Annotated in this window: 24 protein-coding genes; 9 read left to right on the forward strand and 15 right to left on the reverse strand. The window is 60.2% G+C overall.

Annotated features, from left to right (window positions below):
- Nucleotides 1-155 precede the first annotated feature (155 nt).
- The 9 genes from V6M90_RS03415 to V6M90_RS03455 all read right to left on the reverse strand — a co-directional run bounded on the left by V6M90_RS03415 (nt 156) and on the right by V6M90_RS03455 (nt 8037).
- Entirely contained in the window at nt 156-791 is a 636-nt protein-coding gene (locus tag V6M90_RS03415) for a CGNR zinc finger domain-containing protein (protein ID WP_332846074.1), read from the reverse strand.
- 96 nt (nt 792-887) lie between these two features.
- Nucleotides 888-1496 (reverse strand): adenylyl-sulfate kinase, encoded by a 609-nt coding sequence (gene cysC, locus V6M90_RS03420; protein WP_003173017.1) that lies wholly within the window; start codon nt 1494-1496, stop codon nt 888-890.
- Nucleotides 1489-2718 (reverse strand): MFS transporter, encoded by a 1230-nt coding sequence (locus V6M90_RS03425; RefSeq protein WP_078823946.1) that lies wholly within the window; start codon nt 2716-2718, stop codon nt 1489-1491. Before V6M90_RS03425 ends, cysC begins: the two co-directional genes overlap by 8 nt.
- A gap of 10 nt (nt 2719-2728) precedes the next feature.
- Nucleotides 2729-3499, reverse strand: coding sequence for a class I SAM-dependent methyltransferase (locus V6M90_RS03430; RefSeq protein ID WP_003173015.1), 771 nt, complete (start codon nt 3497-3499; stop codon nt 2729-2731).
- Nucleotides 3499-4644 (reverse strand): Rossmann-fold NAD(P)-binding domain-containing protein, encoded by a 1146-nt coding sequence (locus V6M90_RS03435; RefSeq protein WP_332846075.1) that lies wholly within the window; start codon nt 4642-4644, stop codon nt 3499-3501. The genes V6M90_RS03430 and V6M90_RS03435 overlap by 1 nt, the downstream gene beginning before the upstream one ends.
- On the reverse strand, nt 4641-5366 hold the full coding sequence (locus tag V6M90_RS03440; protein WP_003173013.1) for an SDR family NAD(P)-dependent oxidoreductase: 726 nt from the start codon (nt 5364-5366) through the stop codon (nt 4641-4643). The genes V6M90_RS03435 and V6M90_RS03440 overlap by 4 nt, the downstream gene beginning before the upstream one ends.
- Before the next feature lie 9 nt (nt 5367-5375).
- Nucleotides 5376-6104, reverse strand: coding sequence for a sulfotransferase-like domain-containing protein (locus tag V6M90_RS03445; protein ID WP_003173012.1), 729 nt, complete (start codon nt 6102-6104; stop codon nt 5376-5378).
- Complete coding sequence (locus tag V6M90_RS03450; protein WP_232291296.1) at nt 6101-7219, reverse strand: transaldolase family protein; 1119 nt, start codon at nt 7217-7219, stop codon at nt 6101-6103. Before V6M90_RS03450 ends, V6M90_RS03445 begins: the two co-directional genes overlap by 4 nt.
- Complete coding sequence (locus V6M90_RS03455) at nt 7177-8037, reverse strand: HAD family hydrolase (protein ID WP_332846076.1); 861 nt, start codon at nt 8035-8037, stop codon at nt 7177-7179. Before V6M90_RS03455 ends, V6M90_RS03450 begins: the two co-directional genes overlap by 43 nt.
- Nucleotides 8038-8291: 254 nt before the next feature.
- Between V6M90_RS03455 and V6M90_RS03460 the strand changes: the two genes are divergently transcribed.
- From V6M90_RS03460 to V6M90_RS03470, 3 genes are read left to right on the forward strand one after another with little or no spacing between them, the layout of a single operon-like run.
- Nucleotides 8292-9092, forward strand: a complete 801-nt coding sequence (locus tag V6M90_RS03460; protein ID WP_003173010.1) for a glucose 1-dehydrogenase — start codon at nt 8292-8294, stop codon at nt 9090-9092.
- Nucleotides 9085-10911: a glycoside hydrolase family 15 protein gene (locus V6M90_RS03465; protein WP_141064971.1), complete on the forward strand. Its 1827-nt coding sequence runs from the start codon at nt 9085-9087 to the stop codon at nt 10909-10911. Before V6M90_RS03460 ends, V6M90_RS03465 begins: the two co-directional genes overlap by 8 nt.
- 17 nt (nt 10912-10928) lie before the next feature.
- Nucleotides 10929-11816, forward strand: a complete 888-nt coding sequence (locus V6M90_RS03470; RefSeq protein WP_305429599.1) for an alpha/beta fold hydrolase — start codon at nt 10929-10931, stop codon at nt 11814-11816.
- Here the strand turns inward: V6M90_RS03470 and V6M90_RS03475 are convergent.
- The gene (locus V6M90_RS03475; protein ID WP_332846077.1) at nt 11786-12754 is read right to left on the reverse strand and encodes a GlxA family transcriptional regulator; all 969 of its coding nucleotides are present in this window, start codon (nt 12752-12754) and stop codon (nt 11786-11788) included. The genes V6M90_RS03470 and V6M90_RS03475 overlap by 31 nt on opposite strands.
- Before the next feature lie 90 nt (nt 12755-12844).
- Here V6M90_RS03475 and V6M90_RS03480 point away from each other — a divergent pair, with 90 nt between their 5' ends.
- The 5 genes from V6M90_RS03480 (at nt 12845) to V6M90_RS03500 (ending at nt 19340) form a co-directional block, all read left to right on the forward strand.
- Complete coding sequence (locus tag V6M90_RS03480; protein WP_305428979.1) at nt 12845-13525, forward strand: DJ-1/PfpI family protein; 681 nt, start codon at nt 12845-12847, stop codon at nt 13523-13525.
- Nucleotides 13526-13702: 177 nt separating this feature from the next.
- Nucleotides 13703-14218 carry a sigma-70 family RNA polymerase sigma factor gene (locus tag V6M90_RS03485; protein ID WP_332846078.1) on the forward strand — a complete coding sequence of 172 codons (516 nt, stop codon included), beginning with the start codon at nt 13703-13705 and terminating at the stop codon, nt 14216-14218.
- Nucleotides 14205-15155: a FecR domain-containing protein gene (locus V6M90_RS03490; RefSeq protein ID WP_305428978.1), complete on the forward strand. Its 951-nt coding sequence runs from the start codon at nt 14205-14207 to the stop codon at nt 15153-15155. Before V6M90_RS03485 ends, V6M90_RS03490 begins: the two co-directional genes overlap by 14 nt.
- Nucleotides 15156-15259: 104 nt before the next feature.
- Nucleotides 15260-17746 (forward strand): TonB-dependent siderophore receptor, encoded by a 2487-nt coding sequence (locus tag V6M90_RS03495; RefSeq protein WP_332846079.1) that lies wholly within the window; start codon nt 15260-15262, stop codon nt 17744-17746.
- Nucleotides 17747-17879: 133 nt separating this feature from the next.
- The gene (locus V6M90_RS03500; RefSeq protein WP_078823933.1) at nt 17880-19340 is read left to right on the forward strand and encodes a mannose-1-phosphate guanylyltransferase/mannose-6-phosphate isomerase; all 1461 of its coding nucleotides are present in this window, start codon (nt 17880-17882) and stop codon (nt 19338-19340) included.
- A 99-nt stretch (nt 19341-19439) separates the two neighbouring features.
- Here V6M90_RS03500 and V6M90_RS03505 read toward each other — a convergent pair whose 3' ends face one another.
- From V6M90_RS03505 to V6M90_RS03520, 4 genes are all read right to left on the reverse strand, one after another.
- Nucleotides 19440-20021 carry a DUF4174 domain-containing protein gene (locus tag V6M90_RS03505; RefSeq protein ID WP_042944439.1) on the reverse strand — a complete coding sequence of 194 codons (582 nt, stop codon included), beginning with the start codon at nt 20019-20021 and terminating at the stop codon, nt 19440-19442.
- Between the two features lie 164 nt (nt 20022-20185).
- Entirely contained in the window at nt 20186-20818 is a 633-nt protein-coding gene (locus V6M90_RS03510; protein WP_003172997.1) for a glutathione S-transferase N-terminal domain-containing protein, read from the reverse strand.
- Between the two features lie 71 nt (nt 20819-20889).
- Nucleotides 20890-23247 (reverse strand): DNA polymerase II, encoded by a 2358-nt coding sequence (locus V6M90_RS03515; protein WP_332846080.1) that lies wholly within the window; start codon nt 23245-23247, stop codon nt 20890-20892.
- An 87-nt stretch (nt 23248-23334) separates the two neighbouring features.
- A complete protein-coding gene (locus V6M90_RS03520; RefSeq protein ID WP_078823929.1) occupies nt 23335-23835 on the reverse strand; it encodes an SRPBCC family protein in 501 nt (166 codons plus the stop codon).
- Nucleotides 23836-23932: 97 nt separating this feature from the next.
- Between V6M90_RS03520 and V6M90_RS03525 the strand changes: the two genes are divergently transcribed.
- On the forward strand, nt 23933-24334 hold the full coding sequence (locus V6M90_RS03525; RefSeq protein WP_332846081.1) for a GFA family protein: 402 nt from the start codon (nt 23933-23935) through the stop codon (nt 24332-24334).
- A 1-nt stretch (nt 24335) separates the two neighbouring features.
- On the opposite strand, the gene mrdA is transcribed toward V6M90_RS03525, so the two are convergent.
- Nucleotides 24336-26228, reverse strand: a complete 1893-nt coding sequence (mrdA, locus tag V6M90_RS03530; RefSeq protein ID WP_332846082.1) for a penicillin-binding protein 2 — start codon at nt 26226-26228, stop codon at nt 24336-24338.
- Nucleotides 26229-26476: the final 248 nt, after the last annotated feature.

The following is a 26476-nucleotide window of genomic DNA, read 5'->3' on the forward strand; positions in this document are numbered from 1 at the left end:
GTGGCCCATCTGTCGGAATCGGTTCCTGATCTTGCAATCAGTACGTGCCGGGAACGTAGGAAACAGACAAAAAATCGCCGCGAACGCAGCGCGTTTCCTCAGTCCTATTCAGGTCGAGCAATTGCCTGCTATCGACCTCGCCAGCGGTATCGAAATCAAAGCACCTGTTTAAGACGGCTCAACTTCTCCCGACTGCCGCACACGCTCATCTGGCACCACTTGCGCAATTTGTTCTTGGAGCTATCCAGGAACAGCCAGTCGCAGTCGGTGGCGGTGCAGCTCTTGAGTTCGCGAAGATTGCCGGATGCCAACAGTTGCGTTGCCTCGATGGCCAGGCGGCCGATCAACATCGCGGTCAGTTCACGGCTACTGGCGCAGCTTTTCCAGGCCCAACCCGGCACGCCGTCCACCGACCGCAATACGCGCCAGGCGACGCCTTGCTGGAACGTCAGGTTGATCTGCTGCAAGGCCTGATCAGGCGCAACCTGGCCCAGGGACAACGGATAGAACGCCGTATACAAACATTCCCTGAATGCAATCAGCGCCTCCAGGTCCGGCTGGTACGACATCGACGCTTCAAACACCATGGGTTTGTATGCCTCGAACTCCCGGGCGCAAATCAAAGAGGCATGCAGCGCCCACTCAAAGAAGAACTGGAAACTGGTGAGCCGCTCCTCCATGACCTTGAGCGAGGAGCCGGGCCGACGGCCATTCGTCGTATTGATGAAGTCCAGCACGCGGGTTCCACCAATCAGCCGAATCGACTTTGCAGTGCCGGTAAAATGCGTCATGCCTGCTCCTGATAAACACGCTAGTGCTGCGATGGCGCAGAGTACCGTGTTTTTCCTGGTTGCAGACACTGGGATAAAAAACGCAAAGACCAACGGCTAGGCGTGATCGTCGGCGCGCAGAGCCCGTTCAAGAATAGCCTCGACAGACTGCGCTACGGACAGCGCCTGGGTGTTCAGGTGTACGTCCGGACAGACCGGCACCTCATAAATCGAGTCGATCCCGGTGAAGTGCTTGATCTGCCCGGCCCGGGCTTTTTTATACAGTCCCTTGGGGTCACGTTGTTCAGCGATTTCCAACGAGACATCCACGTGCACTTCGACAAAATATTCATGGCCCACAATCGAGCGCGCGTGATGCCGACAGGCCGCCGAAGGAGAGATCAACGCCACGATCACCATCAGCCCCGCCTCAAGCATCAAGCGCGCGACCTCCGCGACCCGACGGATGTTCTCCTCCCGGTCCCGATCGCTGAATCCCAAGTCGCGACAGAGCCCGCCACGCACCGAGTCGCCGTCGATAATGCAGGTCACGTGTCCTCGCGCTTGCAGCGCACTGTCCAACGCATCGGCAATGGTTGATTTGCCGGACGCGGAAAGCCCCGTCAGCCAGATGACCCTGGGCTGTTGCCCGATGCGCAAACGCTCGCGGTGACTGAACGCAAACGCATGCAGATCAGGGTTTTGACGCTGTACAACATCACTCATGATCGCTCTCCCGCGCCGCAACGGAGGGGTTACCCAGCATGAAGACCATCACGCATTGCGCAAACAGCAACAGCGCCACCACCCAATAGACTGTCGAGAACGACCCGGTAACGTCCTTGGAAAGCCCCCCCAGAAAATTGCCGCACACGCCCCCCAAGCCGATCAGCACATTGGCTATGCCAAAGGCCTGGGTCAGCCGGCTGACCGGCACGATTTGCCCGATATAACTGGGGACCAACCCGAACACCGGATAAAACGCCAGCGCAAACAACAACGCCGCCAGGTAGAACAACGCGATGCTGTTGAAACTGAACACCAGGGCCGAGGCCAGCCCCGCACTCAAAAAACACATGGCCAACGAGACCCGCACGCCGACCTTGTCGGCAATCCACCCCACCAGAAACCCCGAAGCCATGCCCACCGCGCCGATGGTCGTCCAGATAAACCCGGCATCCCGCACCGACACGCCCAGCTCATCGCGCAGATACGGCGCCAGGTAGGTCTGGAATGGCAGTAACGCCATGCCATTGAGGAATGCAATCGCCCAGGTCAGGTACAGCGAGCGGCTCAGCCAGGGCACGGGGCGCTTGGCAGACGACAAACGCTCAGCGGCGACCTCGCCCTCCCCTCCCGCCGCCAGATTGCGCAACAGCAACCAGGCCATCACGCACAACACCACAGAAATCAGGCCGGCCGTCAGCCATATCGAACGCCAGCCGCCGTTCAGGGTAAGAAACGACACCAGCAAGCCGTTGATAAACACGCCGTAGCTGGTGCCGCTGGAGATCAGCCCCATGACCCGCGATCGGTTACCGGGGCTGAAGCCCTTGGTGACGATCTCCGCCAGCGGGATATACACCGAGGCCGAGCAGCCTCCAAGCAGAATCAACAGGCCGCCGGACAGCCAGATACTCTGGCTGACACTCAGGCCCAACAGCGCCAGCGAGGTGATCACGGTGGACACCAGGCTGATTTTCCAGCCTTCGACATAGCGGCTGATCACGCTGGTCACCGACGAAAACAGCAGGAAGCCGACTTGCGCCCCGCCGGTGATCAAGCCCACGGTGGTGTAGTCGAAGCCGATGTCGCGGCGCATATCCACCACCAGGTTGGCGAACAGGTAGACGCCAAAGCCATAGGTGCTGGCCACGAAGCCGGTCAGGACCACGGCCAGTACGACACTGTCCAACGGGCGGGTGCTGCTGTGTACCAGTGTGCTCATCAGGCCCTCCTCATATGGCGCGTGCGGTGTGGATGACAAAATCACAATCCATCATGTCGTAGTCGCGCTCGAAATCGCCGTAGGTTTCATGGGATGAAAACCCGGATTCAAGCACTTCTCTGGTCAGCTCCCCGGGTAGCAGCGGATAGACCTGCAAGCAGTACTGTTCCTGGTTGTCGAAGGAATAGATGAATTCGCACAGCGACTGATCCACTTGCCCCAGGCTGACCGACGCCTGTTTGCCGCAGTAGTAGTAATTGCCGCTGGACTTGAACTTGCCCGCGCGAATGGCAAAGAAGTTGCGTTGATCGACAATCAGCAAGCCGCCCGGCTTGAGCAGCGCGCGAAATTTTTCCAGCACACTGATTCGGTCACGCGCCGCAAACACATGGCACAGCGAACTGCCCAGGCACACCACGGCATCGAAGTGCCCCAACACGCTGGGGTCGAGGGTCTGCCAGTCCATGTAGTGCGATTCGATATCCAGCCCTCGCGCCCTGAAGTTCGCGCGGGCCTTGGTCAGCATCGTGCTGCTGCCGTCCGTGGCGACCACATCGAACCCCGCCTGCTTGAGTTGCACCGCGTGAAAACCGCTGCCCGTCGACACGTCAATCACCGACTTCACGCCGTGCCGCTTCAGCAGGTTTTCAAAGAAACCGTTCTCCCCCGCCTTTCTTTTTTCCCAATCGATCAAGTCATCCCAGCGCTCGACGAAGTCGGCCGAATATTGCGTCGCGTAACTGGCGACTTCGTTGTGCTTGTGCCACGACATCCGATTCATCACGCACCTACCCCAGTTGTATTTTTGAAAGCCGCGTACTTGCTCGCCAACTCGCGAGCACAGTCGGCGGATTGTTCGATGGACATGGTTTTTTTCGAGTAGCCGAGCATCGCCTGCATCACGGCCATGCACTGAGGGTTGTAGCTCACCGATCCATCGCAATGGATTTCGTCGATGCCATCCTGGCTTTGGCAGATGGTATTGATGCGCACGGCCTCGTCCTGCGGACAGGCGTGCGAGAACTGCACCTCAATGCGCCCATCGTGCAGCCACACCGGATACCCACCCGGCAGCCCCAACGGGCCGGGGGCATGCACCAGCACCGGCGTGGGTGAAACCAGCCCTTCGATCACCGTGACCGCCGAACAGGCTGTGAGAAATTGCCCATCGATGCCGCCCAGGCGCCGGAACGCGGTCTTGACCGTGGCAAAGATCACCTCGGCCGGCAGGCGTGCCACGTCCGGACGGTCGCGAACCTCATACAACAAGCGGTAATTGGCGCGTCCAGGCAAACCGCCGCGTGGCACGTAGTGGCTGAAGTAATGCTGGGCATACAACTGCACCTGCACATCGTCGGGTGCACACTCCAGCAGCCGCGCGAGGGAAAAACGCAGCGCCGGGATCAGGTTGGCTACGTTGCCCACGCCGATATCCGGCGCCAGCCCCACCCTGGCCAGTATCGGGTTGACGGCATCGGGGAACGCCGCATTGACGGTTCTGGCTGCGATGCCCGAGGCCTTCACGGCTTGCATCAGGCCGTGCATGAGCGTCAGGTGCATGGGCAGCCAGGGACCGAACTGCGCCTGATCAAGTTGCTCGAAGGACTGTTTGGGCAAGCCGGTGATCACCCGCCACGACTGCAGCGACGCGCAGTTCACCAGCAGGTCCGGCGCTTCTTCACGCAGCAGCCGCGTGACCCTGTCGATATCGGTAAGGTCGGCGATCACGGGCTTGATCGCGATGTAGTGCCCCAACTGTGCACATGACAGCTGCACCAGGTTACACAGGCGTACGGTCGCCTCTTCATTGCGACCGAGCACCACAAACTCGAACGCATTTTTTGGCCCGAGGATCTTCAGGATCTGCAGGCACAGGTTGCCCGCGCCCACCAGCAGCAGTTTTTTCTTGGGTGCCGACGCAGTCATCGTGGGTAGGCTCCGTTGTCGACCGGAATCACTCTGCCGCTGATATGACGCATGGCCTCACCGGCCAGCAGCAAAATCACCTCGGCGACCGCGCCGGGCAGGATCGGGTCCTTGAGAATTTCCTGGCGCGCATATTCCGCACGGCGGTATTCGGGGATGGTGTCGTAGATGGCGGTGTCGTGGATCAGCGCCGGCGACACTGCGTTCACCCGCACGAACGGTGCAAAATTCCACGCGTTGGCCTTGGTCAGGCCGATCACCGCCGCCTTGGTGGCGCCATACATCGCGTCGCAGCTGCCCACCTCCCCGGCCACCGAGGCGATATTGACGATGCTGCGCGGGGCTTCGTGACGCATCTCCCGTTCGGCGAAGTCTTTGGAGAGGTAGACCAGCGCCTTGAGGTTTACATTGAGGATCTCGTCGATTTCATCATCACAATAGTGGTAGATACTTTTGCCATGGTAAATACCGGCGTTATTGATCAATCCGTAAATCGTCGCGTGACGTTCGTAGAGCATGGCAATAAAACCCTTGAGGGTCGCACTGTCCGAAAAGTCTGCGACGTGCACTTCCAATACATCCGCGCCATACAGTCGTTGCAATGCGTATAAGCCATCCGCATCTTTGTCGGCGCCAATCACGAAGTAGCCTTGTTGGATGGCCTGTTCCACCGTTGCCCGACCAATGCCATTGGCAGCGCCGGTAATAATTAACTTTTTCATGCACCCACCCTATTGACAAAATTCGTTCATTCGCGCGTAAAACGGCCGATGAAAGTCATACATACGTTGCAGTTCCGGCGCGCGGTCGAATGCACTGAAGTCGACAGACTGAGGCTGCGGCAACACAATGCGCTCACTGTTTTCCGCGGCCACGTGCCAACTTCTCCAGGTTTTCCATTGCGGCGGGCACTCGCGTTTCCACGTCATGGCGTGGGGCAGGAATTCGATCTGCAGGTAATCACACAACTTGCGAATAACGCGTTCCGGATCGGCGGCAAGTTCATCTGCATTCATCACGTAAGGCACTTTGCCGGTGAGTTTGGTCACCACACAAAAGATCTCGTACAAGGCTTTATGCCCAATCGCCTGCAGGGGCATGTCCGGGTGTATACGGTGATGGGAAACAATACTGCTGGCAGGCTCGCGAATAATAAAGATGTTGTCCTGTTGCGCCAGGAAGTCCACATCCACTTTCAATGCATCAAGGCAGTGATAGCACATGTCTTTATGAAAGACGTTGGCCTGTTCCTTGGCCTTTATAAGATGCTGCCTTATCCCTTGATAGGTGGTGGGCAAACTGTGATCCCACTCATCCGACGGAATCGCCGAGTCTTCACGGAACGCCATATGCGCAAAAGGCTCGTGGAAGACCTCAAAGTCGCCGCGTTCGATAAACACCCGTTCCAGCACGGTGGAGCGCGAGCGTGGATGTGCCCATAAACCGATCATTCTGTTCATGCCAACACCCCGTATTCAGCAGCCAGAAGGGTGTTGAACGCCATTTTTAGGGGGCTGGCCGCAGGGCAGAGTCGAACGCAGTAATCGGTCAGGCGCCGGTACGCGCTGTTGGCTTCATTGCAGGCGTTGATAAACGCCTCATGATTGCCGAAGTCGTAGGGTTCGATGCTGTCGGCGAAGTACGCCTCGCAGAAGTACGGAATCCGCATCAGCGTGGCGAAGATCGACGACGGCACCGAAGCCGGCTCATTGGCGGGAACCACCGGTTTGCCGTGGCTTTCACGCTCGATCAGAAACTCCACCACATCGGGTGTCAACGTGTAGCATGTTGCCGTCCGCCCGGTTTTCTCCAGGTGCCAGCAGGATTTGTTGCCACGCTCGTCGACGTCGATTTTTATGCTGGAAAGCAGCGTCTTGACGGGCACGTTCGAGGCGCCCACCAGACTTTGTATCTGCTCGTAGATCAGTAATTCGGCCCAGCGCATCGCTTGCGGGCTCAATATCAGGCCGCGCTCTGCGGCCTGCAGCGAGAACTCGGGCTGACAGGAAAAACGCCCGATCATGAAGGTGATGACATATTTACAACGGCTCGTATCGATTCCCTTGCCGCGCGCGGTGGCCAGGCCTCGCTCTATCGCCTGGAGCCCGGCCTGGAATTGCGTGACGGTAAAGCAAAAGGTGATGTTGATCGACGTGCCTTGGGCGACCAGTTGTTCGACAGCCTCGAAGCCCTCCAGGCTGCCTGGCACCTTTACCATCACATTCGCGGCCAGGCGCTGCAGCTCCAGGCCCCGCGCAGTCATGCGTTCGCAGCAATGCACGTCCCCAGGGTCGACCTGGGCGCAGACCCAGCCCTCGGCCTGGGCCGATTGAACCCATCGCGGCATGAGCGTCGCGGCGCCTTCAACGATCACTTCGTCATACAGCTTCTTGCGCAATTGAGCGGCCGACAGGCTGGCCAGGTTGAAACGCGAGGACCAGTAGTCGCGCTTTTCCAGGATCACGGCAGCGACCAACCGTGGGTTGGTGGTTACGCTGGCGAACCCGCCGGGCTGCGCAAAGTCGTCCGGCATCAATTGCTCGATATGGGCAACGGCCGCCGGGTATTTTTCCAACAGGTATTTTTTATAGGGCGCGTATATAACAGGCGATGAATCCCACCACACTTCGCAAGATGATCATTATGTTTAAGCCGCTCCATATAACCCAATGTACCCACAACGCCTGCTCCTTGAGTGAACTGTTCAATGATGCTCAGTAGTTCATGCATACTGGCAAACACACCTGCGCCCGCGTCGGCCAATACATCGTGACGGTGCACCGGGCCAAACCCCAGAACTTTTATGCCGGCCGCAACAGCGGCTTGAATACCCGTGACACTGTCTTCAACTATCAGGGCGTCATATGGCTTAACGTTATATGCAGCACACGCCGTTAAAAACACCAGAGGGTCAGGTTTCCAACGCCCCAACTCATAACAACTGAATATTCGCCCCTCGAAATAAGAGAACAAACCGGTCAGCTGCAAACATTGCTCTATCTTGTTTCGTGGCGCGCTGGAGGCCACACAATACGGCACCTGCAGCCGCTGCAAGACATCAATGATTCCATCGGTGGCTTTCAACTCAAGTGTCAATGCTTCCAGCGCACGCGCCCGAAACTCATCTTCAAACTGACACTCCAGACACATATCCAATAGCTGCTCGGCTTCGCGCAGACAGTCCGCAATCTTTCGCCCACGAAAGTGCTCAATAAAATAAGCCTGATCGAGTGCTTTGCTGGCAGGTACACGTGCATTAAGCAAGGAGATCAATACAGACAGGGTAATTTCTTCACTTTGGACTAATACACCATCACAATCGAAGATAACCAACTTGGGCAACCGCGTTGCCCCCTGCCCTGGTAGTTCCCCTATAGCTGCCAATATAGACATAGGCGTCTCTTATAGGTGACTCCGCGTGACTGCTGAACTACCAGCGGAGCGGGTTGATGTGTGCCTATAAGACACGTGGCAAAAAATCCTGTCAAACGCTTTTCAACGGTTTTTTAGTATCTTATGGTTATTTTTTATAATTCTTTTATTCCTTTTATCGCTATGGTTGTAGTCGCGAATTTCACATGGATGAACTTCTATTGCGCGCCATCAGTCAGCTGAGCTGAACTCACGAATTCAAGGTCAGGTGGGCAATGCACATTTCGCTGGAGCAACAAGTGGCGCTGGTGACGGGCGCCAGTTCCGGAATCGGCGCTGGCGCGGCCAAAGCGCTGGCGCAAGCGGGCGCTGCAGTAGTGCTGAACTACAACAGCCAGGCCGCGCCGGCCCAGGACTTGGCGGCACACATCAACGCCAACGGCGGCCGGGCGATTGCCATTGGCGCCGACGTGTCCAACGAGGCGGATGTGGAACGGCTGTTCGCCCAGACCCTGGATGCGTTTGGCCACTTGGATATCCTGGTGGCCAACTCCGGCATGCAAAAGGATGCGGCGCTGGTCGACATGACCCTGGACGACTGGAACAGCGTGATCGGCGTCAACCTCACCGGCCAGTTCCTATGCGCCCGGGCGGCCGTGCGTATCTTCAATCGCCAGGGGATTCGTGACGGCGTGTCACGGGCCGCCGGCAAGATCATCCATATGAGCTCGGTGCACCAACTGATCCCCTGGGCCGGGCATGTGAATTACGCGGCGTCAAAAGGCGGCGTGGAGATGCTGATGCGCACCCTCGCCCAGGAGGTCAGCGAGCACCGCATCCGTATCAACGGCATCGCGCCGGGGGCAATTCGCACGGCGATCAACCGCGCCGCCACCGAAGGCGCGGCCGAACAGGCATTGCTGAAGCTGATTCCCTATGGCCGCGTCGGTGACGTGGAGGACGTGGCCAACGCCGTGGTGTGGCTGGCCAGCGACGCCTCCGATTACGTCGTCGGCAGCACGCTGTTCATCGACGGCGGCATGAGCCTTTATCCGGAGTTTCGTGACAATGGTTGATCTCAGGAACGAACCCCAAAGTGCCATTGACGCCCACGGCATCATCGGCGATATGCGCAGCGCGGCGCTGGTGAACGATAAAGGGAGCATCGACTTTTTTTGCTGGCCGGAATTCGACAGCCCATCGATCTTTTGCGCCCTATTGGACACCCCCGATGCCGGCACCTTCCAGCTCACTCCGGACCTGCCCAACGCGCGCCGCGAACAGATCTACCTGCCTGACACCAACGTGTTGCAAACCCGCTGGCTCAGCGACGAAGCCGTGGTGGAAATCACCGACCTGCTGACCATCAGCGAAGAAGTCGACGACCTGCCCTTGTTGATTCGCCGCGTGCGCGTGGTCAGCGGCACGGCCGACCTGCACCTGCGCTGCGCGGTACGCCACGACTATGCACGCAAACCGACCCACGCCACCGTCGATAACGGCACGGTGACGTTCACCGCCCAGGGCCAACCCGGCTTGCGCCTGGCCGGCAGCCATGCGCTGCACATCGAAGACAATGCCGCCGTGGCCACCTTCACCCTGGCCCAGGATGAAGGCGCCGAGTTCGTACTCGGCGGCCAGGCGGACGAACGCGTCGACAGCGGCTGTACCGACCTCGCGCTGGCCCACACCTTGAAGTTCTGGCGTGGCTGGATCGCCCAGTCGAACTACCGCGGGCGCTGGCGTGAAATGGTCAACCGTTCGGCCCTGGCGCTGAAGTTGCTCACCTCGCGCAAACACGGCGCAATCATCGCCGCCGCCACCTTCGGCCTGCCGGAAACTCCTGCCGGCGAACGCAACTGGGATTACCGTTACACCTGGATCCGCGACGCGTCGTTCACCGTCTACGCCTTCATGCGCCTGGGCTTTGTCGAGGAGGCCAATGCCTATATGCGCTGGCTCAGAGGCCGGGTCAGTGACTGCTGCGGCCAACCGGTCAAGATCAATATCCTCTATGGCATCGACGGTCGCCAGGAGTTACCCGAGACCCACCTGGACCATCTCAGCGGCCACGGCGACGCCAGGCCGGTGCGCATCGGTAATGAGGCGGTCGAGCAGATCCAGCTGGATATCTACGGCGAGTTGATGGACGCGGTGTACCTGGTCAATAAGTACGGCGAGGCCATCTCCCACGAAGGCTGGGCACATGTGGTGGACGTGGTCGATCAGGTCTGCGGGATCTGGGACAGCCAGGACGTGGGCATCTGGGAAATGCGCGGCGAGCAGCACCACTTCCTGCATTCGCGACTGATGTGCTGGGTGGCCCTGGACCGCGCGATCCGCCTGGCCTCCAAACGCTCGCTGCCGGCGCCCTTCGCCCGCTGGGACCAGACACGCCAGGCGATCTATGCCGACATCTGGAGCAACTTCTGGAACGAAGAACGCGGGCATTTCGTGCAGCACATCGGCAGCACCGCGCTCGACGGTTCGATGCTGCTGATGCCACTGGTGCGCTTCGTCGCGGCCACCGACCCACGCTGGCTGAGTACGCTGGAGGCTATTCAGAAAAGCCTGGTGCGCGACGGCATGGTCTACCGTTACCGCAACGACGACAGCCGGATCGACGGCCTGCAAGGCACCGAAGGCGCGTTTGCCGCCTGCTCGTTCTGGTACGTCGAATGCCTGGCACGCGCCGGGCAGGTGGACAAAGCTCACCTGGAGTTCGAGCAACTGTTGCGCTATGCCAACCCTTTAGGCTTGTATGCCGAAGAGTTCGACAGCCAGGCGCGGCACCTGGGCAATACGCCACAAGCGTTGAGCCATTTGGCGTTGATCAGTGCGGCGACGTTTCTGGATCGCAAATTGAGTGGGGAGAAAACCGTGTGGCAACCCTGAGAAACGTACGAACGTCCATGCTCGACATCGCCTACGAAACCCATGGCCCCGCCGACGGTGAACCGGTGATTCTGCTGCATGGCTTTCCCTACGACCCTCGCGGCTACGACGCGATTGCGCCAGTGCTCGGCGAGCGCGGCTACCGCGTACTGTTGCCCTACCTGCGCGGTTATGGGCCAACACGGTTTATCGACGACCAGGTGATGCGCTCCGGACAACAGGCGGCGCTGGCCAAGGACTTGTTGGACTTCATGGATGAGTTGGCCATCGCGCAAGCGACGTTGGCCGGCTATGACTGGGGTGGGCGCGCCGCGTGTATCGTCGCCGCGCTATGGCCGGAACGCGTGCGCGGCCTGGTGACCGGGGACGGCTACAACATCCAGGACATTGCCAAGTCGCTCAAGCCAAGGCCGCCGGAGACGGAACATCGGTTGTGGTACCAGTATTACTTCCACACCCAGCGTGGCGTGGACGGCTTGACCGCCAACCGTCGCGAACTGTGCAGGCTGCTGTGGTCGTTGTGGTCGCCATCCTGGGCCGAGGGGCCGGGGCTGTATGAGCAGACCGCGCCGTCGTTCGACAACCCGGATTTTGTCGAGGTGGTGGTTCACTCCTATCGCCACCGTTTCATGTATGCGCCTGGCGATCCCGCGCTGGCGTTCATCGAAGAACAACTCGCCAGACAACCGCCGATTTCGGTGCCGAGCATTTCCTTGTGCGGTGCCGATGATGGTGTCGGCCCGCCGTCGCAAGAGGACGATGACCTGGCGCACTTCAGTGGTTTTTACCGGCGACAGGTGCTGCCCGGCGTGGGCCACAATATGCCCCAGGAAGCGCCGCAAGCGACGCTTGATGCACTGCTGGAATTGCTCGCTTACGACACCGGCGAAAAGCGTTCGCGGTAAGCCTGGGGCGTCACCGACAACGCTTTTAGAAAGCTGCGGCGCAGGGTTTCTTCACAGCCAAAACCGCATTGCACAGCAATGCGCTTGATTGGCGTGTGGCTGTCGGCCAATTGTCGGCGCGCGGTTTCGACGCGGATCAGTTCGACCGCGCGCGCCGGGGTCTGCCCGGTTTCGGCACGGTAATGGCGTACGAAGCTGCGCTCGCTCATGCCGGCCTGGGCGGCCAGCGTCGCGATGTTCAGCTCCAGGTTGAGGTTTTCGGCGATCCACGCGTGGAGTTCGGCGAAGCGGCTGTCGCTCTTTTGCAGGGACAGCGTGACGCTGAACTGCGACTGGCCGCCAGGACGCTTGAGGAACACCACCAGGTGCCGCGCCACTTCCAAAGCCACGGCGCGACCGAGATCCTCTTCCACCAGCGCCAGACACAGGTCGATGCCGGCGGTCACTCCGGCCGAGGTCCACACGCCGCCCTGCTGGATAAAGATAGGATTGGACTCCACCGTCAGCGCGGGAAACTTGCGCGCCAGTTCTTCACAGCGCGTCCAGTGGGTAGCCACGCGGCAACCGTCAAGCATGCCGCTGGCGGCCAATAGAAACGCACCGGTGCACACTGACGTCATGCGCCGGGTGTACCGGGCTTTTTCGCGCACCCAGTCGACCAGGGCCAGGTCTTCGGCGGCTCCGTATACGCCCCAGCCACCGGCGATCACCAGGGTGTCACACGGCGCATCGACGGCCGGCAGCGGCTCAGCCACCAGCGCCAGCCCGGCGGAGGTCATTACCGGTTCCGTCTGCGCCGCAATCACCGAGACGGCGTAAGGCAACGACAAGCCGCGCTGGCGTGCCAGGTCGTTGGCGGAAGCGAAGACCTGCAACGGCCCGGTCACATCGAGCACCTGAGCATTATCGAAAGCGAGGACGTGGACGATTCTGGGCATGATTGGCGTAATTTGTGGGCTCAATGGCGTATTCGCCAAAGCCTAGGCCTCTAGAGTGAAGCCGTCCACCCCTTTATCGGAGCATCATCGATGACCTTGCAGATCGGCTTTGTGTTGTTTCCCGGCATCCAGCAACTGGACCTGACCGGCCCCTATGACGTGCTCGGCTCGCTGCCGGATGTAAAGTTGCACCTGGTATGGAGAGACCTCGCGCCGGTCACTTCCAGCACCGGGTTGGTGTTTACCCCGACCATGACCTATGCCGACTGCCCGAACCTGGATGTGCTCTGCGTGCCCGGCGGTTCCGGCGTCGGTGCGTTGATGGAAGACCCGCAGACCCTGGACTTCCTCAAGGCCCAGGCGCAGACCGCACGCTATGTGACCTCGGTGTGCACCGGCTCGCTGGTGCTCGGCGCGGCGGGTTTGCTGCGCGGGCGCAAGGCAACCACTCACTGGGCCTACCACGACATGCTCGCCCCGCTTGGCGCCATCCCGGTGCAGGAGCGCGTGGTGCGCGACGGTAACCTGTTTACCGGTGGCGGCATCACCGCCGGGATCGACTTCGCGCTGGTGCTGGCGGCGGAGTTGTACAGTGAAGCGGCGGCGCAATTGGTGCAGTTGCAGATCGAATATGCGCCGGCACCGCCGTTTGAGGCAGGTAGCCCGCAGACAGCGCCGGAGCAGGTAGTGGCAGAGGCGAAAAAGCGTGTGGTGGACTCGCGCAGGGTGCGGGGCGAGATCACGGCCCGGGCGGCGGCTCGGTTGGGATGAGCGAGCCCCTCGCGTCGCAGTCGTCGTGGAGATTCATACTGCGATGCGACGTGCCAGGCGACCATTTTGCTCAATAGGTGGTTCGTTCGGGATACCCGTGCCGACGATTGCTCATTACTCTACATACGGACTAGAATGCGAAACATTATCAATTAAGACTGCTGCGCCAGGATGCCCATGTCGAGCGATCAACCACTGGACCATGCCGCGATCGGCCAGCTGTACCATGCCCATCATTCCTGGCTGCGCGGCTGGCTGAACCGACGCACCGGTTGCCGTGAACACGCCGCCGACCTTGCACAGGAAACCTTCGTACGCCTGCTCAACGCACGCAAGCAGCAGACCTTGCAGCAACCGCGTGCTTACCTGAGCAGCATTGCGCGCAGCCTGATGATCGACCACTACCGGCGCCGTGAACTGGAGCGCGCCTACCTTGAAAGCCTTGCGCACTTTCCCGAGGTCGAAGTGCCGTCGGAAGAAACCCGCTTGCTGATTCTCGACAGCCTGGAGCGTATCGACCGCCTGCTCGACCAGCTTAAGCCACGTGTGCGTGAAGCCTTTTTGCTGGCGCAACTGGACGGCTTGACCTGCGCGCAGATCGCGCTGCGCGTGGGTGTGTCCAAAGCCACGGTGGAACGCGATCTGTCCAAGGCACTGCATGCCTGTTATCGGTTGCGCTATGTCGACCTCTGACCCGCGCCTGGTGGACCAGGCTATCGAGTGGATGATCACGCTGCGTTTCAATGTCGCCGACGATGCCAGTACCGCGGCGTTCGAACATTGGCTGCAGACCAGCGCCGAACACCAGCGTGTGTGGCAACGCGTGGCGACGATGAATGATGATTTCGCCCTGCTGCCGGCACAAGTCGGACGCCATGCCCTGCGCGGTGCGCGCCAACGCATCAGCCGCCGTGAAGGCTTGAAACTGCTGGGGCTGGTAGCCGGCGCGGCGGGGTTGACCTGGCTGGGACGCGACTACACACCGCTGCCTGCATTGATGGCCGATTACCGCACCGCCACCGGTGAACGACGCTGGGTCGCGTTGGACGATGGCAGCCATGTCCAGCTCAACAGCGCCAGCGCCATCGATATGGCGTTCACTCAAGAGCGGCGCCAGGTGCGGTTGCGCCAAGGTGAAATATGCGTGAACACCGGCGCCGACAGCCGGCCGTTCTGGGTCAGCACCCGCGACGGCCACCTGCGCGCCCTCGACACGCGTTTCCTGGTCCGCGAAGACGCCCAAGGCACGCTGCTTGCCGTGCAACAGGGCTGCGTGGCGCTGTTTGCCGATAGCCATGGCGCCAGTGCGCGACAGTTGATCAACCCCGGTGAACAGGTGATGTTCGACCGCAACGGCATCCACCCTCCTGTCGCCAACGGCCTGGACCCCTGGGCCTGGAGCGACGGCGTGATCAGCGCCCAGCAGATGCGCCTGGATGACTTCCTCGCCGAACTGGGCCGCTACCGACATGGTTTGCTGCGCTGCAGCGAAGCGGTTGCCGGCTTGCGGGTATCAGGTACGTACCAGTTGGACGACACCGATCAAGTGCTGACCTTGTTGGCGCAATCGCTCAAGGTCGATGTCACCTTCCGCAGCCGTTATTGGGTGACCGTTTCAGCCCGCGTATAAAACACAAAAATAAATGAGGTGAATTCGCATTGCCGCTCGACCTGTAAGGAAAGGCCGATCAACAGGCCGGTTCTGTCCACTTCCTTAAGGAGCATCCCGCGGTCATGCAAGCGTTCCCCTCCCAACGTTCACCCCTCAAGCGCGCGGTGCAGGCAGCCTTGCTCGGCGCCTGTCTGAGCAGCGCCGGTGTGTCACTGGCCGTGCAGGCCGAAACCTCGGCCAGCGATACCCAGGCCCGCGACTGGAACATCGCAGCCGGCGCCTTCGCCACGGCGCTGGACCAGTTCGCCCGCCAGGCCGGGATCAGCCTGTCGTACGACGCCACCAGCGTCGCCGGCAAGAGCAGCGCCGGCCTCAGTGGCCACTTCGACCGCGAGCAGGCACTCGGCCAGTTGTTACGCGGCCAGGGGCTGCAAGCCCAGCGCCAGGGCAATAGCACCTGGCTGCTGATGCCACAGCCGGCCGACACCGGCGCGCTGAACCTGGGTGCCACCACCATCACCGGCGACCGTCTGGGCGCCACCACCGACGGCACTGGTTCCTACACCACGGGCGCTGTAACCATCGGCAAAGGCCAACACAGCCTGCGGGAAACGCCGCAATCGGTCAGCGTGATGACCCGCCAGTTGATGGACGACCAACACCTCACCACCATCGACGACGTGATGGAACGCACGCCGGGGATCACCACCTACGAATCGCCCATGGGCGGCAAATATTTCTATTCCCGTGGTTTCAAGATGCTCGGCCAGTACCAGTACGACGGCGTACCGCTCGACATGGGCAAGGATTACGTACAAGCCGACAGTTTCAGCGCCAACATGGCGATCTACGATCGGGTGGAAGTGCTCAAAGGCGCGGCCGGTATGCTCAAGGGCGCCGGTACCGCCAGCGGTGCGGTGAACTTCGTGCGCAAGCGACCCCAGGCCAAACCCACCACCAGCCTTTCGCTGTCCGCCGGGACCTGGGACAACTACCGCGCCGACGTCGACACCGGCGGCCCGTTGAATGACAGCGGTACGGTGCGTGGCCGCGCGGCGATCAGCCAGCAGCATCGCGGCTCCTACATGGACATTGCCAAGCGCCAGGACCAGGCGTTCTATGGCGCGCTGGACTTCGACCTCAGCCCCGACACTACCCTGGGCGTCGGCGCCAGCTACGAAGACGTCGACGCCACCCCGTGCTGGGGCGGCGTGCCGCGCTACGCTGACGGCAAAAGCGCCAAGCTCAGCCGCTCCACGTGCCTGGGCCAATCCTGGAACGACTGGCAGAGCCAGCGCGTCACCGTCTTCGCCGACCTTACCCACGCGTTCAACGACGACTGGAAACTCAAGGTCGCGGCCGTGCACAGCCGCAACCTGCAAGACATCAAGTACGCCGCCAGCGAAGGCACCATCGCCTACGACAACCCGGCGCCCACGGCCAATTCCTATGCGGCGCTGATGGACTACGACCACAAGGACTTCGGCCTCGATGCCTATGTGGACGGCAAGTTCGAAGCCTTCGGCCTTGAGCACGAGCTGATCCTCGGTGCCAACGGCAGCCGGGGCACCCAGGATGACGTGTATGCGATCCAGAACCTGCCCACGCGCCAAAGCATCTATAACCCCAATCACCATTTTCCGGAACCGCCCAACAACAGCTTCTGGCCGAACATGTACCGTGGCGGCACGGTCAAGGAAACCGCAACCCAGTACGGCACCTATGCGACGTTGCGCCTGCGCCTGGCCGAGCCGTTGATGCTGATCGTGGGCAGCCGCGTGAGCTGGTACGAAAACCGTCGCCAGTCCAACAACCTGGCCTGGGGCGAATGGGCGGTACAGGATGCACGCACCCGCGAAACCGGCGAAGTGACGCCGTTTGCAGCGCTGATCTATGACCTCGACGAGCACCTGTCGGTGTATGCCAGCTACGCCGATATCTTCCAGCCGCAAAGCTCCTACGCTACCGTTGACGGCGCGGCGCTCAAGCCGAAGATTGGCGACAACTACGAGCTGGGCATCAAAGGCGAATGGTTCGACGGGCGCCTCAACAGCTCCCTGGCGCTGTTCCGTGCCGTGGAGAAAAACGGTGCCGAATCCGACTACACCACCCAATGCGCGACCTCCGTCGATGGCTATTGCTACACCGACAAGGGCAAAGTGCGCGCCCAGGGCGTGGAAGCCGAAATCAGTGGTGAAGTGCTGGAGCGGATGCAACTGTTCGGCGGCTACACCTACACGCAGACCAAGGCCCTGAATAACATCGACGTGGCGAAGGAAGGCGGCGTTTCCAACACCTATGTGCCACGCCACATGCTGCGCCTGTGGGGCGATTACCAACTCGACGGCGCGCTGTCGAAATGGAGCGTGGGCGCCGGGGTCAACGCCCAGAGCAGCAACTATCGCGTGCAGACCATCAAACTTGAACAGGCCGGTTATGCGACCTGGAACACACGGCTGGCGTACCGCATCGACGACACCTGGACCGTGGCGCTCAATGGCAACAACCTGTTTGATAAAACCTACTACAACACTGTCGGCACCGCCTCCTGGGGCAACTTTTATGGAGAGCCGCGCAATCTCACGGTAAGCTTGAAAGGCAACTTCTGAACCAGAGAACAGCCTGTCAACCTTCAGAACGTGTCGAATACGACGTGGCGTGCATCTCCCAATGGTCGGTGTGGGGCGACTTGCACCGTCTACATGACGGTGGCTGCCGTCCTTTCCACCAAGGAAATCATTGATGACGCCTCTCAACGGATTAATTCCCTGCATCATTTCCGGTGGTTCGGGCACGCGGCTGTGGCCGGTGTCGCGGCAGGACATGCCCAAACCCTTCATGCGCATGCGTGACGGCCAGAGCCTGTTGCAAAAAACCTTCCAGCGCGCCGCCAAATTGCCTGGGGTGCACAGCGTGCTCACGGTGACCAACCGCGACCTGCTGTTTCGCACCCTCGACGACTACCGCAGCGTGAACAACACCCACCTGCCCCTGGACCTTCTGCTGGAGCCGTTTGGTCGCAACACCGCGGCAGCCATCGCCGTGGCGGCTCTGCATGTGCAGGAACACGTCGGCGGCGACACGCAGTTGCTGGTGATGCCCGCCGACCACTTGATCCTCAATGAGGTGGCGTTTGCCGAGGCTGTGGCACAGGCCCGCGACCTCGCCGAGGCCGGTTACCTGGTGACCTTCGGCATCCGACCCGACTACCCCGAAATCGGCTTTGGCTATATCGAACAAGGCGAAAAACTGAGCCACGGCAACCGGGTCAAACGCTTCGTCGAGAAACCCGACCTGGCCACCGCCCAAGGCTACCTTGATGGCGGTAAACACCTGTGGAACGCGGGGATGTTCTGCTTCAAGGCCAGCACCCTGCTGAACGAACTGGCCGCCCATGCACCCGATGTGCTCCAAGCCAGCCGCGCTTCGCTTGCGCACAGCCATAGCCTGCAAAACCAAACGTTGCGCCAGCGTGAACTGGACGCGGACGCCTTCGCCGGCGCGCCGGATATTTCCATCGATGTGGCGCTGATGGAGCAGTCCAGCCAAGTGGCCGTGGTGCCCTGCGACATCGGCTGGAGCGATATAGGCTCATGGGAAGCCCTGCGCCGACTCGCGCCCAGCGATGCCCAAGGCAACCAGGTCAACGGCGAAGCGATTCTGCATGACGTGCACGATTGCTACATCGACTCGCCCGAGCGGGTAGTCGGCGCGGTGGGCCTGCGCGACCTGATCATCGTCGACACGCCCGACGCGCTGCTGATCGCCGATGCCCACCGCAGCCAGGATGTGCGCTATATCGTCGCCGAGCTCAAGCGTCAGCACCATCCGGCATACAGCCTGCATCGCACCGTCACGCGGCCGTGGGGTAGCTATACCGTGCTGGAGGAAGGCAGCTGTTTCAAGATCAAGCGCATCGTGGTCAAGCCCCAGGCGTCGTTGTCGCTGCAGATGCATCGCCACCGCAGCGAACACTGGGTAGTGGTCAGCGGCGCGGCGCAGATCACCAACGGCGAGCGTGAATTGTTGATCAACGCCAACGAGTCCACCTACATCCCGGCCGGGCACAAACACCGGCTGACCAACCCCGGCATCATCGACCTGGTGATAATTGAGGTGCAGAGCGGTGAGTACCTGGGCGAAGACGACATCGTGCGATTCGATGATCTGTACGATCGCGCACCCGCGGAGGTAACAGAATGACAGGCGCACTGGACTGCGCCCCCTGCGCTGACATTACCCTGACTCGACAAACGTCGACGGCCCGTTACTCGCCGAAAAAAGTCGCGCGATCATGCGTCGTCAGTCGTCCAGTGGTTGCGGTGCCGGTTTACTGCCTGGCTTGGCCGGCTTGACGGGTTTCGTACCCTTGGCCGGAGCAGGCTCGACGGGCGCGGGTTCCGCAGCGGCAGCGGCTTCTTTTTCAGCCATCGGCATCTGATCGATGGCGTTGAAGAACTCCTTCAGGTCGAGACTGTCAGGTGGCACGGTCTTCTCGAGTTTCTTCTCGCCATCCTTGCCCACCAGAATCACCTTGGTACCGCTGCCGACGCCAAGTTTGAGGGCGCGGATCAGCGCGTTGGTTTCCGGTGGCGAGAGCTTTTTGTTGTCTTTGGGATCCTTTGCGAACTTCTCCCCCTCCGCTCCGATGCTGCCGAACTTCACGGTGTAGAGCACCATGCTGCGCTCTTCGAAGGGCTGCTTGGTTGCAGGCTCGTCCAGCTGTTTCTTCAGCGTCGACAACGTGGGGTTACCGGCGTCAAGCTCTACCACTATCAGGGGCCGGGCCTTGCCCAGGTCCTGCTTGAGCGGATTATCATCAGCAGCCAACAGCGGCCCCGTAAAAGCCATCAAGGTAGCCAGGGTCAGCGACCGGATGAGCATGCGCACCTCCTTTGAATTCCATGCAGGGTTCTTGAGTTTCATGTCTGCGACACTCAAATTCAAGGATGATTCCTACACCACTTCAAGAAAGCGTAGGTCACGACGCCCGCTAAGCAAGGGGGTTGAAGCGACGAGGTTCATTGTTTCATCTGATTGCACAAACATTACGAGACATTCCACTGCGGCCAATGACGGGCAAACACAGGCGCCACGATGGGGTCTGCATCCACCTGCGCCAGTGTTTGCGCAAAGCCTGGCGCCAGAGCGCTCAATGCCTCCCGTGCTTCATCCCAGCGTGACACCGCTGCCGCCATGATGCCCAGGGCATTCGGCTGGCCACTCGAGGCAAACAATTGCCCGGCGAACTGATCGGCGAAAATCACCCAGGCTTGATGAAGGTAACGACGCGTGCCTGTGACCAACTGCGCCTGCAGCGTTTCGTTGCCACTGTCGAGCCAACGCTGCGGATAGTCGATGATGCCGATCGCCGAGTAGCAATTGGCGGCAATGTACACCAACCCACGCAGGATCTGCGCGCGGTTGCCGTTCAATAGATCCGAAGAAGGAAACTCCAGGCCCAGGTGGATCAGGATCGCCGCGCTTTCTGTCAGCACCTGACCATCAGGGGTGACCAGCGTAGGGATCTGTTTGAGCGGATTGATCCGCGCCAGGGCATCACTGCCCTCGCCGTCCTGCCAGGAACTGGCGTCCACCCGGTGCCATGGCACGGCGCAACGCTGCAGGGCGATTTCGATCATGCACGAGCCGGATTCGTCGGTGCCGTAGAGTGTGTACATGGCGTGTTCCTCCCAGGTAATCGTCATCGGATGACAACAATGCATTGCCGGGGCTCAACGAGGCAAGCGTTCTAGAACAAGCCCATTTGACCGCCGACCAACGTGCCAAAATCGTCATTCACAAACGGCAGGATCGCGTCGGCCACCGGCTGCAATTGACGGGTGACATAGTGGTCGTAGTCGATCGGCGACTGGCGCAGCTCCAACGGTTCGGGACCGTTTACGCTGATCACGTAACGGATCCAGCCGCCGCGCTGATACTGGCGCGGGCGGCCCAGGTGGTCGTTGTATTCATCGGCCACGCGCGCGGCGCGTACGTGAGGCGGCACGTTGCGTTCATAGTCATCCAGCTGGCGGCGCAGACGCTTGCGGTAGATCAGCAGCTCATCGAATTCGCCGCTCAGGGTTCGCCGTACGTAGTCGCGGATATAGTCCTGATGAGGCTGGCGGTGGAAGACGCGCTGGTAGAGTTCCTGCTGGAACCGACGAGCCAGGGGCGACCAGTCGCTGCGCACGGTTTCCAGGCCTTTGTAGACCATGTCTTCGCTGCCGTCGGCACGGGTGACCAGGCCGGCGTAGCGTTTTTTGCTGCCCTCTTGCGCGCCGCGAATAGTGGGCATGAGAAAGCGCGTGAAGTGGGTTTCGTATTGCAGTTCCAAGGCACTTTGCAGGCCGAACGCGCTGCGCAGATGCTCGCGCCACCACTCATTGACGTGCAGCACCAATGCCTGGCCGATGCGGCTGGCGTCCTCCTGGGAATGGGCGCTGCCGAGCCAGACGAAGGTGGAGTCGGTGTCGCCGTAGATCACTTCATAGCCCTGGGCTTCAACCAGTTCGCGGGTCTGGCGCATGATCTGGTGGCCGCGCATCGTGATCGACGACGCCAACCGCGTATCGAAGAAGCGGCAGCCGCTGGAGCCGAGTACACCGTAAAAGGCATTCATGATGATTTTTAGCGCCTGAGACAACGGCGCGTTGTGCTCGCGCTTGGCCACTTCGCGGCCTTCGGAGACGCGCGCGACAATGGACGGCAGGCAGTGGCGCGTGCGGGAAAAGCGCGCGCCACGAAAACCTTCCACCGACTCACTGTCATCCGGGTGCTTGAGCCCCTCGATCAGGCCGACGGGGTCGATCAGGAAACTGCGGATGATCGACGGGTAGAGACTTTTGTAGTCGAGTACCAGCACCGATTCGTAAAGGCCGGGGCGTGAATCCATGACAAAACCGCCGGGGCTGGCTTGGGGCGGCTTGTCCCCCAGGTTGGGGGCGACGAAGCCCTGGCGGTGCATCAGCGGCATATACAGATGAGTAAACGCAGCGACGGAGCCACCGTTACGGTCCACCGGCAGTCCGGTGACGCTGGCGCGTTCGAGCAGGAACTTGAGCAAGTCGGTCTTTTCGAAGATCCGCGTGACGAGTTCACAGTCCTTAAGGTTGTAGCGCGCCAGGGCGGGCTTGTCCTCGGCGAACATGCGGTTGATTTCGTCCATGCGCTGGTACGGCGTGGAGATGTCCTTACCTTCGCCCAGCAAGGTTTGCGCGACGTTTTCCAGACTGAAGGATTCGAAGCTCCAAGTGGCTGAACGCAGCGCCTCGATACCGTCGATGATCAAACGCCCGGCTGCTGCCGCAAAGTAATGGTTGCGACTGCCGTGTTCGCGCCAGGCCATGGGCTCGTCGCCGCGGCCGAGCATCAGCGGGACGTTGAGACGCTGGGCGTGCTCGTGGAGCACGCCCAGGTCGAACTGCACCACGTTCCAACCGATGATGGCGTCGGGATCGTGGGTGACGAGCCATGCGTTGAGGCGTTCGAGCAGTTGGGCGCGGGTGTCGCAGTAGTCGAGCTTGAAATCCACCGCGTCGGTTTTGTTCGGCGGGCCGAGCATGTACACCTGGCGTTCGCCGCAGCCTTCCAGAGCGATAGAGTACAGATCGCCCTGGGCGGTGGTTTCAATGTCCAGAGACACCAGTTTGAGCGGTGGACGGTAGTCGGGCGCGGGTTTCATCTGGGCGTCGCACAGGGTGCCCGTGGCGTCGAGCGTGCCGCCGAACCACACCGGGGCGGTGATGAAGCGCTCCATCATGTAGCGCTCCGGCGGGCGTACATCGGCTTCGTAAACGTCGACCCCGGCCGCGCGCAGGCGTTTCTCCACGTCCATCAACTGGCGGTGTTGGCGGGTATAGAGTCCAAGCACCGGACGGTGATGGAAATCGCATAACTGCAGCGGGCGCAACTCGATATCGCGCTCACCCTTGAGCAGCCAATCGAGCGGCTTGCGATGGGCCTCGGGAATAAACATCACCGAGGTCTGCACCGGTAGGCGGACGTAGCGCGGCCCTTGGTCGGTGGCCAGCCAGAAACTGACCTCGGTACCCGCCGACGTGTCGCGCCAATGCCGGGTCAGGACAAAACCCTGCTGTAAATCCACCGTACCGCACCTCAGGAATCGCTTTCAGGCGATGATTCTACGCGGTGCGGGACGCCGGGCGGAAAGGAATGGTTCTGTGATTGAGCGTTATAAGTCACTGGGCTGATGATGAGGCCCAGGTTTTGAGTGCGAATCAGCCAGGTAGGTTTCAATGTTGCCCATTTGTTCATCCCAACCACGGGAGTTCATATTGAAAGCCTTTTTACGCCGTGCCTCGGGCACCTCATCAAAACCAGACTCAACGACCCTTAGCAAAATGCCAGGGGCACGATCTTCAATGATGAACTCAACCAGAGTCGGCTTTTCCTTGTCATAGTCGATGTTCTCTTTTACTGCGAAGGGGTGCCACCGGAAAGAAAACAGTGTTTGCGGCAGGATGCGTTCGATCCTTGCCTTCCAGACCACATGTTCGTAGCCCGGATAAGTAATCTGCGCTTCAATGGTTTCGCCGGCGCGGAAGGTTTTGCCCTTGAGGGCAATACCAAACCATGCGCCGAATTGCTCGGCGTCCGTCAGCGCTTCCCAGACCTGTTTACGTGTTGCGTTGAGCAGAAGAACCTTTCGCTCTATGCGATCTGATACGTGCATAAGTCACCTCCTTCATTGACAGTAGGCGACATCAAACAATGCGCAACCCGAGGTTGTAAGCAATGATGATAATCCGCCCCTTACCCGGCCATAGGTTATGACTGAACCACTCAATGGAAGTTGCTTCTGCAAAAGTGTGCGCTACCAGATAGACAGCCTGGACATGCCCATCAGCCACTGCCATTGCAACAGTTGTCGCAAAGTGCATGCAGCGCCATTTGTCGCTACCGCTGGGGTGATGCGCGTGAATTTCCGCTGGACGCAAGGTGCGCAGCTGCTGTCGTCCTTCGAATCGTCGCCCGGGAAATCCCGATATTTCTGTTCGCGCTGCGGCTCACATCTGATAGCTGAGCGTGGGCATCAGCCCCATGTGATTGTGCGGGTGGCGACGCTGGATGAAGATCCAGGCGTTAGGCCGACCTCGCATATCTGGACCGTTCATGATGTGCCCTGGCTTGCCTATGAAGACGCAGAGCATTGGGATGAATGGGAAGTGTGACTCAGACGTGCGGATCACCCGGTGCTTTCGCAGGCGTCGCGTACTGCTGTTTCAGGTGACCCTCCTGGTCGAGCAACCAGGCGTCCATAATCTGCCGCACCACTGGCCCGGCAACGCGTCCACCGGCCTCGCCGTTTTCGATCATCACCGAAATCACGATTTTCGGATGTTCAGCGGGGGCAAAGCCGACGAACAAGGCGTTATCCCGATGGCGCTCCAATGTCTTCTCACGGTTGTAGCGTTCGCCCTGCTTGATCGCGACGACTTGCGCGGTACCGCTCTTGCCAGCAATACGGTACTGGGCACCTTGTGCTGCCGCCCGGGCGATACCGCGTGGGTCGTGCATCACCAATTGCATGCCGTGGTTGACCTGCTCCCAGTCACGCGGGTCCTTGAGGACCACATTGGGCATGGGGTTTTCGTCTACGGGCGGGACACCGTTGATAGTCTTGGCCAGATGAGGACGGTTCCACACACCCTTGTTGGCGATCAAAGCGGTGGCCTGAGCCAGTTGCAGCGGCGTGACCTGCATGTAGCCCTGACCGATGCCGAGGATCACGGTTTCACCCGGAAACCACGGCTGGCGACGCGTGGCACGTTTCCAGGCCTGGGAAGGCATCAGGCCGGCTGACTCCTCGAACATATCCAGAGAGACTTTCTGACCCAGGCCAAATTCAGCCAGGTAGTCGTGCAGCCGGTCTATGCCCAGCTTGTGGGCCAAGTCGTAAAAATAGGTGTCGTTGGAACGCATGATGGCGGCGTCCATGTCCACCCAGCCATCGCCGCTGTGGTTCCAGTTGCGGTATTTGTGATCAAAGTCGGGCAGTTGATAGTAACCGGGGTCGAATACACGGGTTTGGGCGGTAACGACACCACTGTCCAGACCGGCGATGGCCACCTCGGGCTTGATGGTCGAACCCGGCGCGTAGAGGCCTCTAAGGACCCGGTTAAACAGCGGCCGGTCGATGGAATCGTGCAGCGCGGCGTATTCCTTGAAGCTGATCCCCGTGACAAACAGGTTCGGGTCGAAACTCGGCTTGCTGACCATCGCCAGTACTTCACCGGTCTGCGGATCAAGGGCAACCACCGAACCACGACGATCACCCAGGGCCTCTTCCGCGGCTTCCTGGAGTTTGACGTCGAGGCTCAGGACGATATTTTTACCGGGAATGGGGTCGGTGTGTTTGAGCACACGCAGTACGCGGCCTTGGGCGTTGGTTTCGACTTCTTCATAGCCCACGTGACCGTGCAGCTCAGCTTCATAGAAGCGTTCGATGCCGGTCTTGCCGATCGACTGCGTGCCGCGATACTCCACCGAGTCGAGGTCCTTGGACTCTTTCTCGTTGATCCGTCCTACATAGCCGATGGAGTGCGCAAAGTGCGCGCCCAGCGGGTAGTGACGAACAAACTGAGGTTCAACGTCTACCCCTGGCAGGCGGAACTCGTTTACCGCCAACACCGCGATCTGCTCTTCGCTCAGCTCATAGAACAATGTCACGGGAACAAACGGGTGACGGGCCTGTTTCAGGGCCTTATCGAACACTGCGCGGTCTTCAGCAGGCAGGTGCAGCAGATTAACGATAGCGTCGAGTTCCCCCTTGAGATCGGTGGTGCGCTCGCGAGTGATGGTCAGGTTATAGCTGGGGCGGTTGTCGGCCAGCAGCACCCCGTTTCGATCATAGATCAACCCGCGAGTCGGCGTGATCGGCAGCACGTGGACACGGTTGTTTTCAGAGATCGTGGAGTGATAGTCGAATTGCACCACCTGCAGGAAATACATCCGCCCCACCAGGGCACACGTGATGCTTATTACCAAAATGGCACAGGCAAGCAAGCGCTTGTTGACTAGACGGTTTTCTTTCTCGTGGTCTTTGATCGGTATCGGTTCAGGCATTTCTACAGCATCTCGTTGAGGAAGGTCGACGCCGCGTCCTGCGGATGAAAGATCATTCCTTGCGAAAATGTGCTGCACCATACCAAAAATGCGGAAACACTTTGCATGGATTTCTCCAACGGCAGTCTGGAGAGTGATTTTTTCATTTAGGAGAGTGATGGCCTTGGGGCTACTTTCCGAGCGCCCAAAACAAAACCCCACCTGCTTTCGCAAATGGGGTTTCGGAATTTAATCTTGACGATGACCTA

Origin of the sequence: Pseudomonas lactucae (genome assembly GCF_036688725.1) — a bacterium.
GTDB lineage: Bacteria > Pseudomonadota > Gammaproteobacteria > Pseudomonadales > Pseudomonadaceae > Aquipseudomonas > Aquipseudomonas lactucae.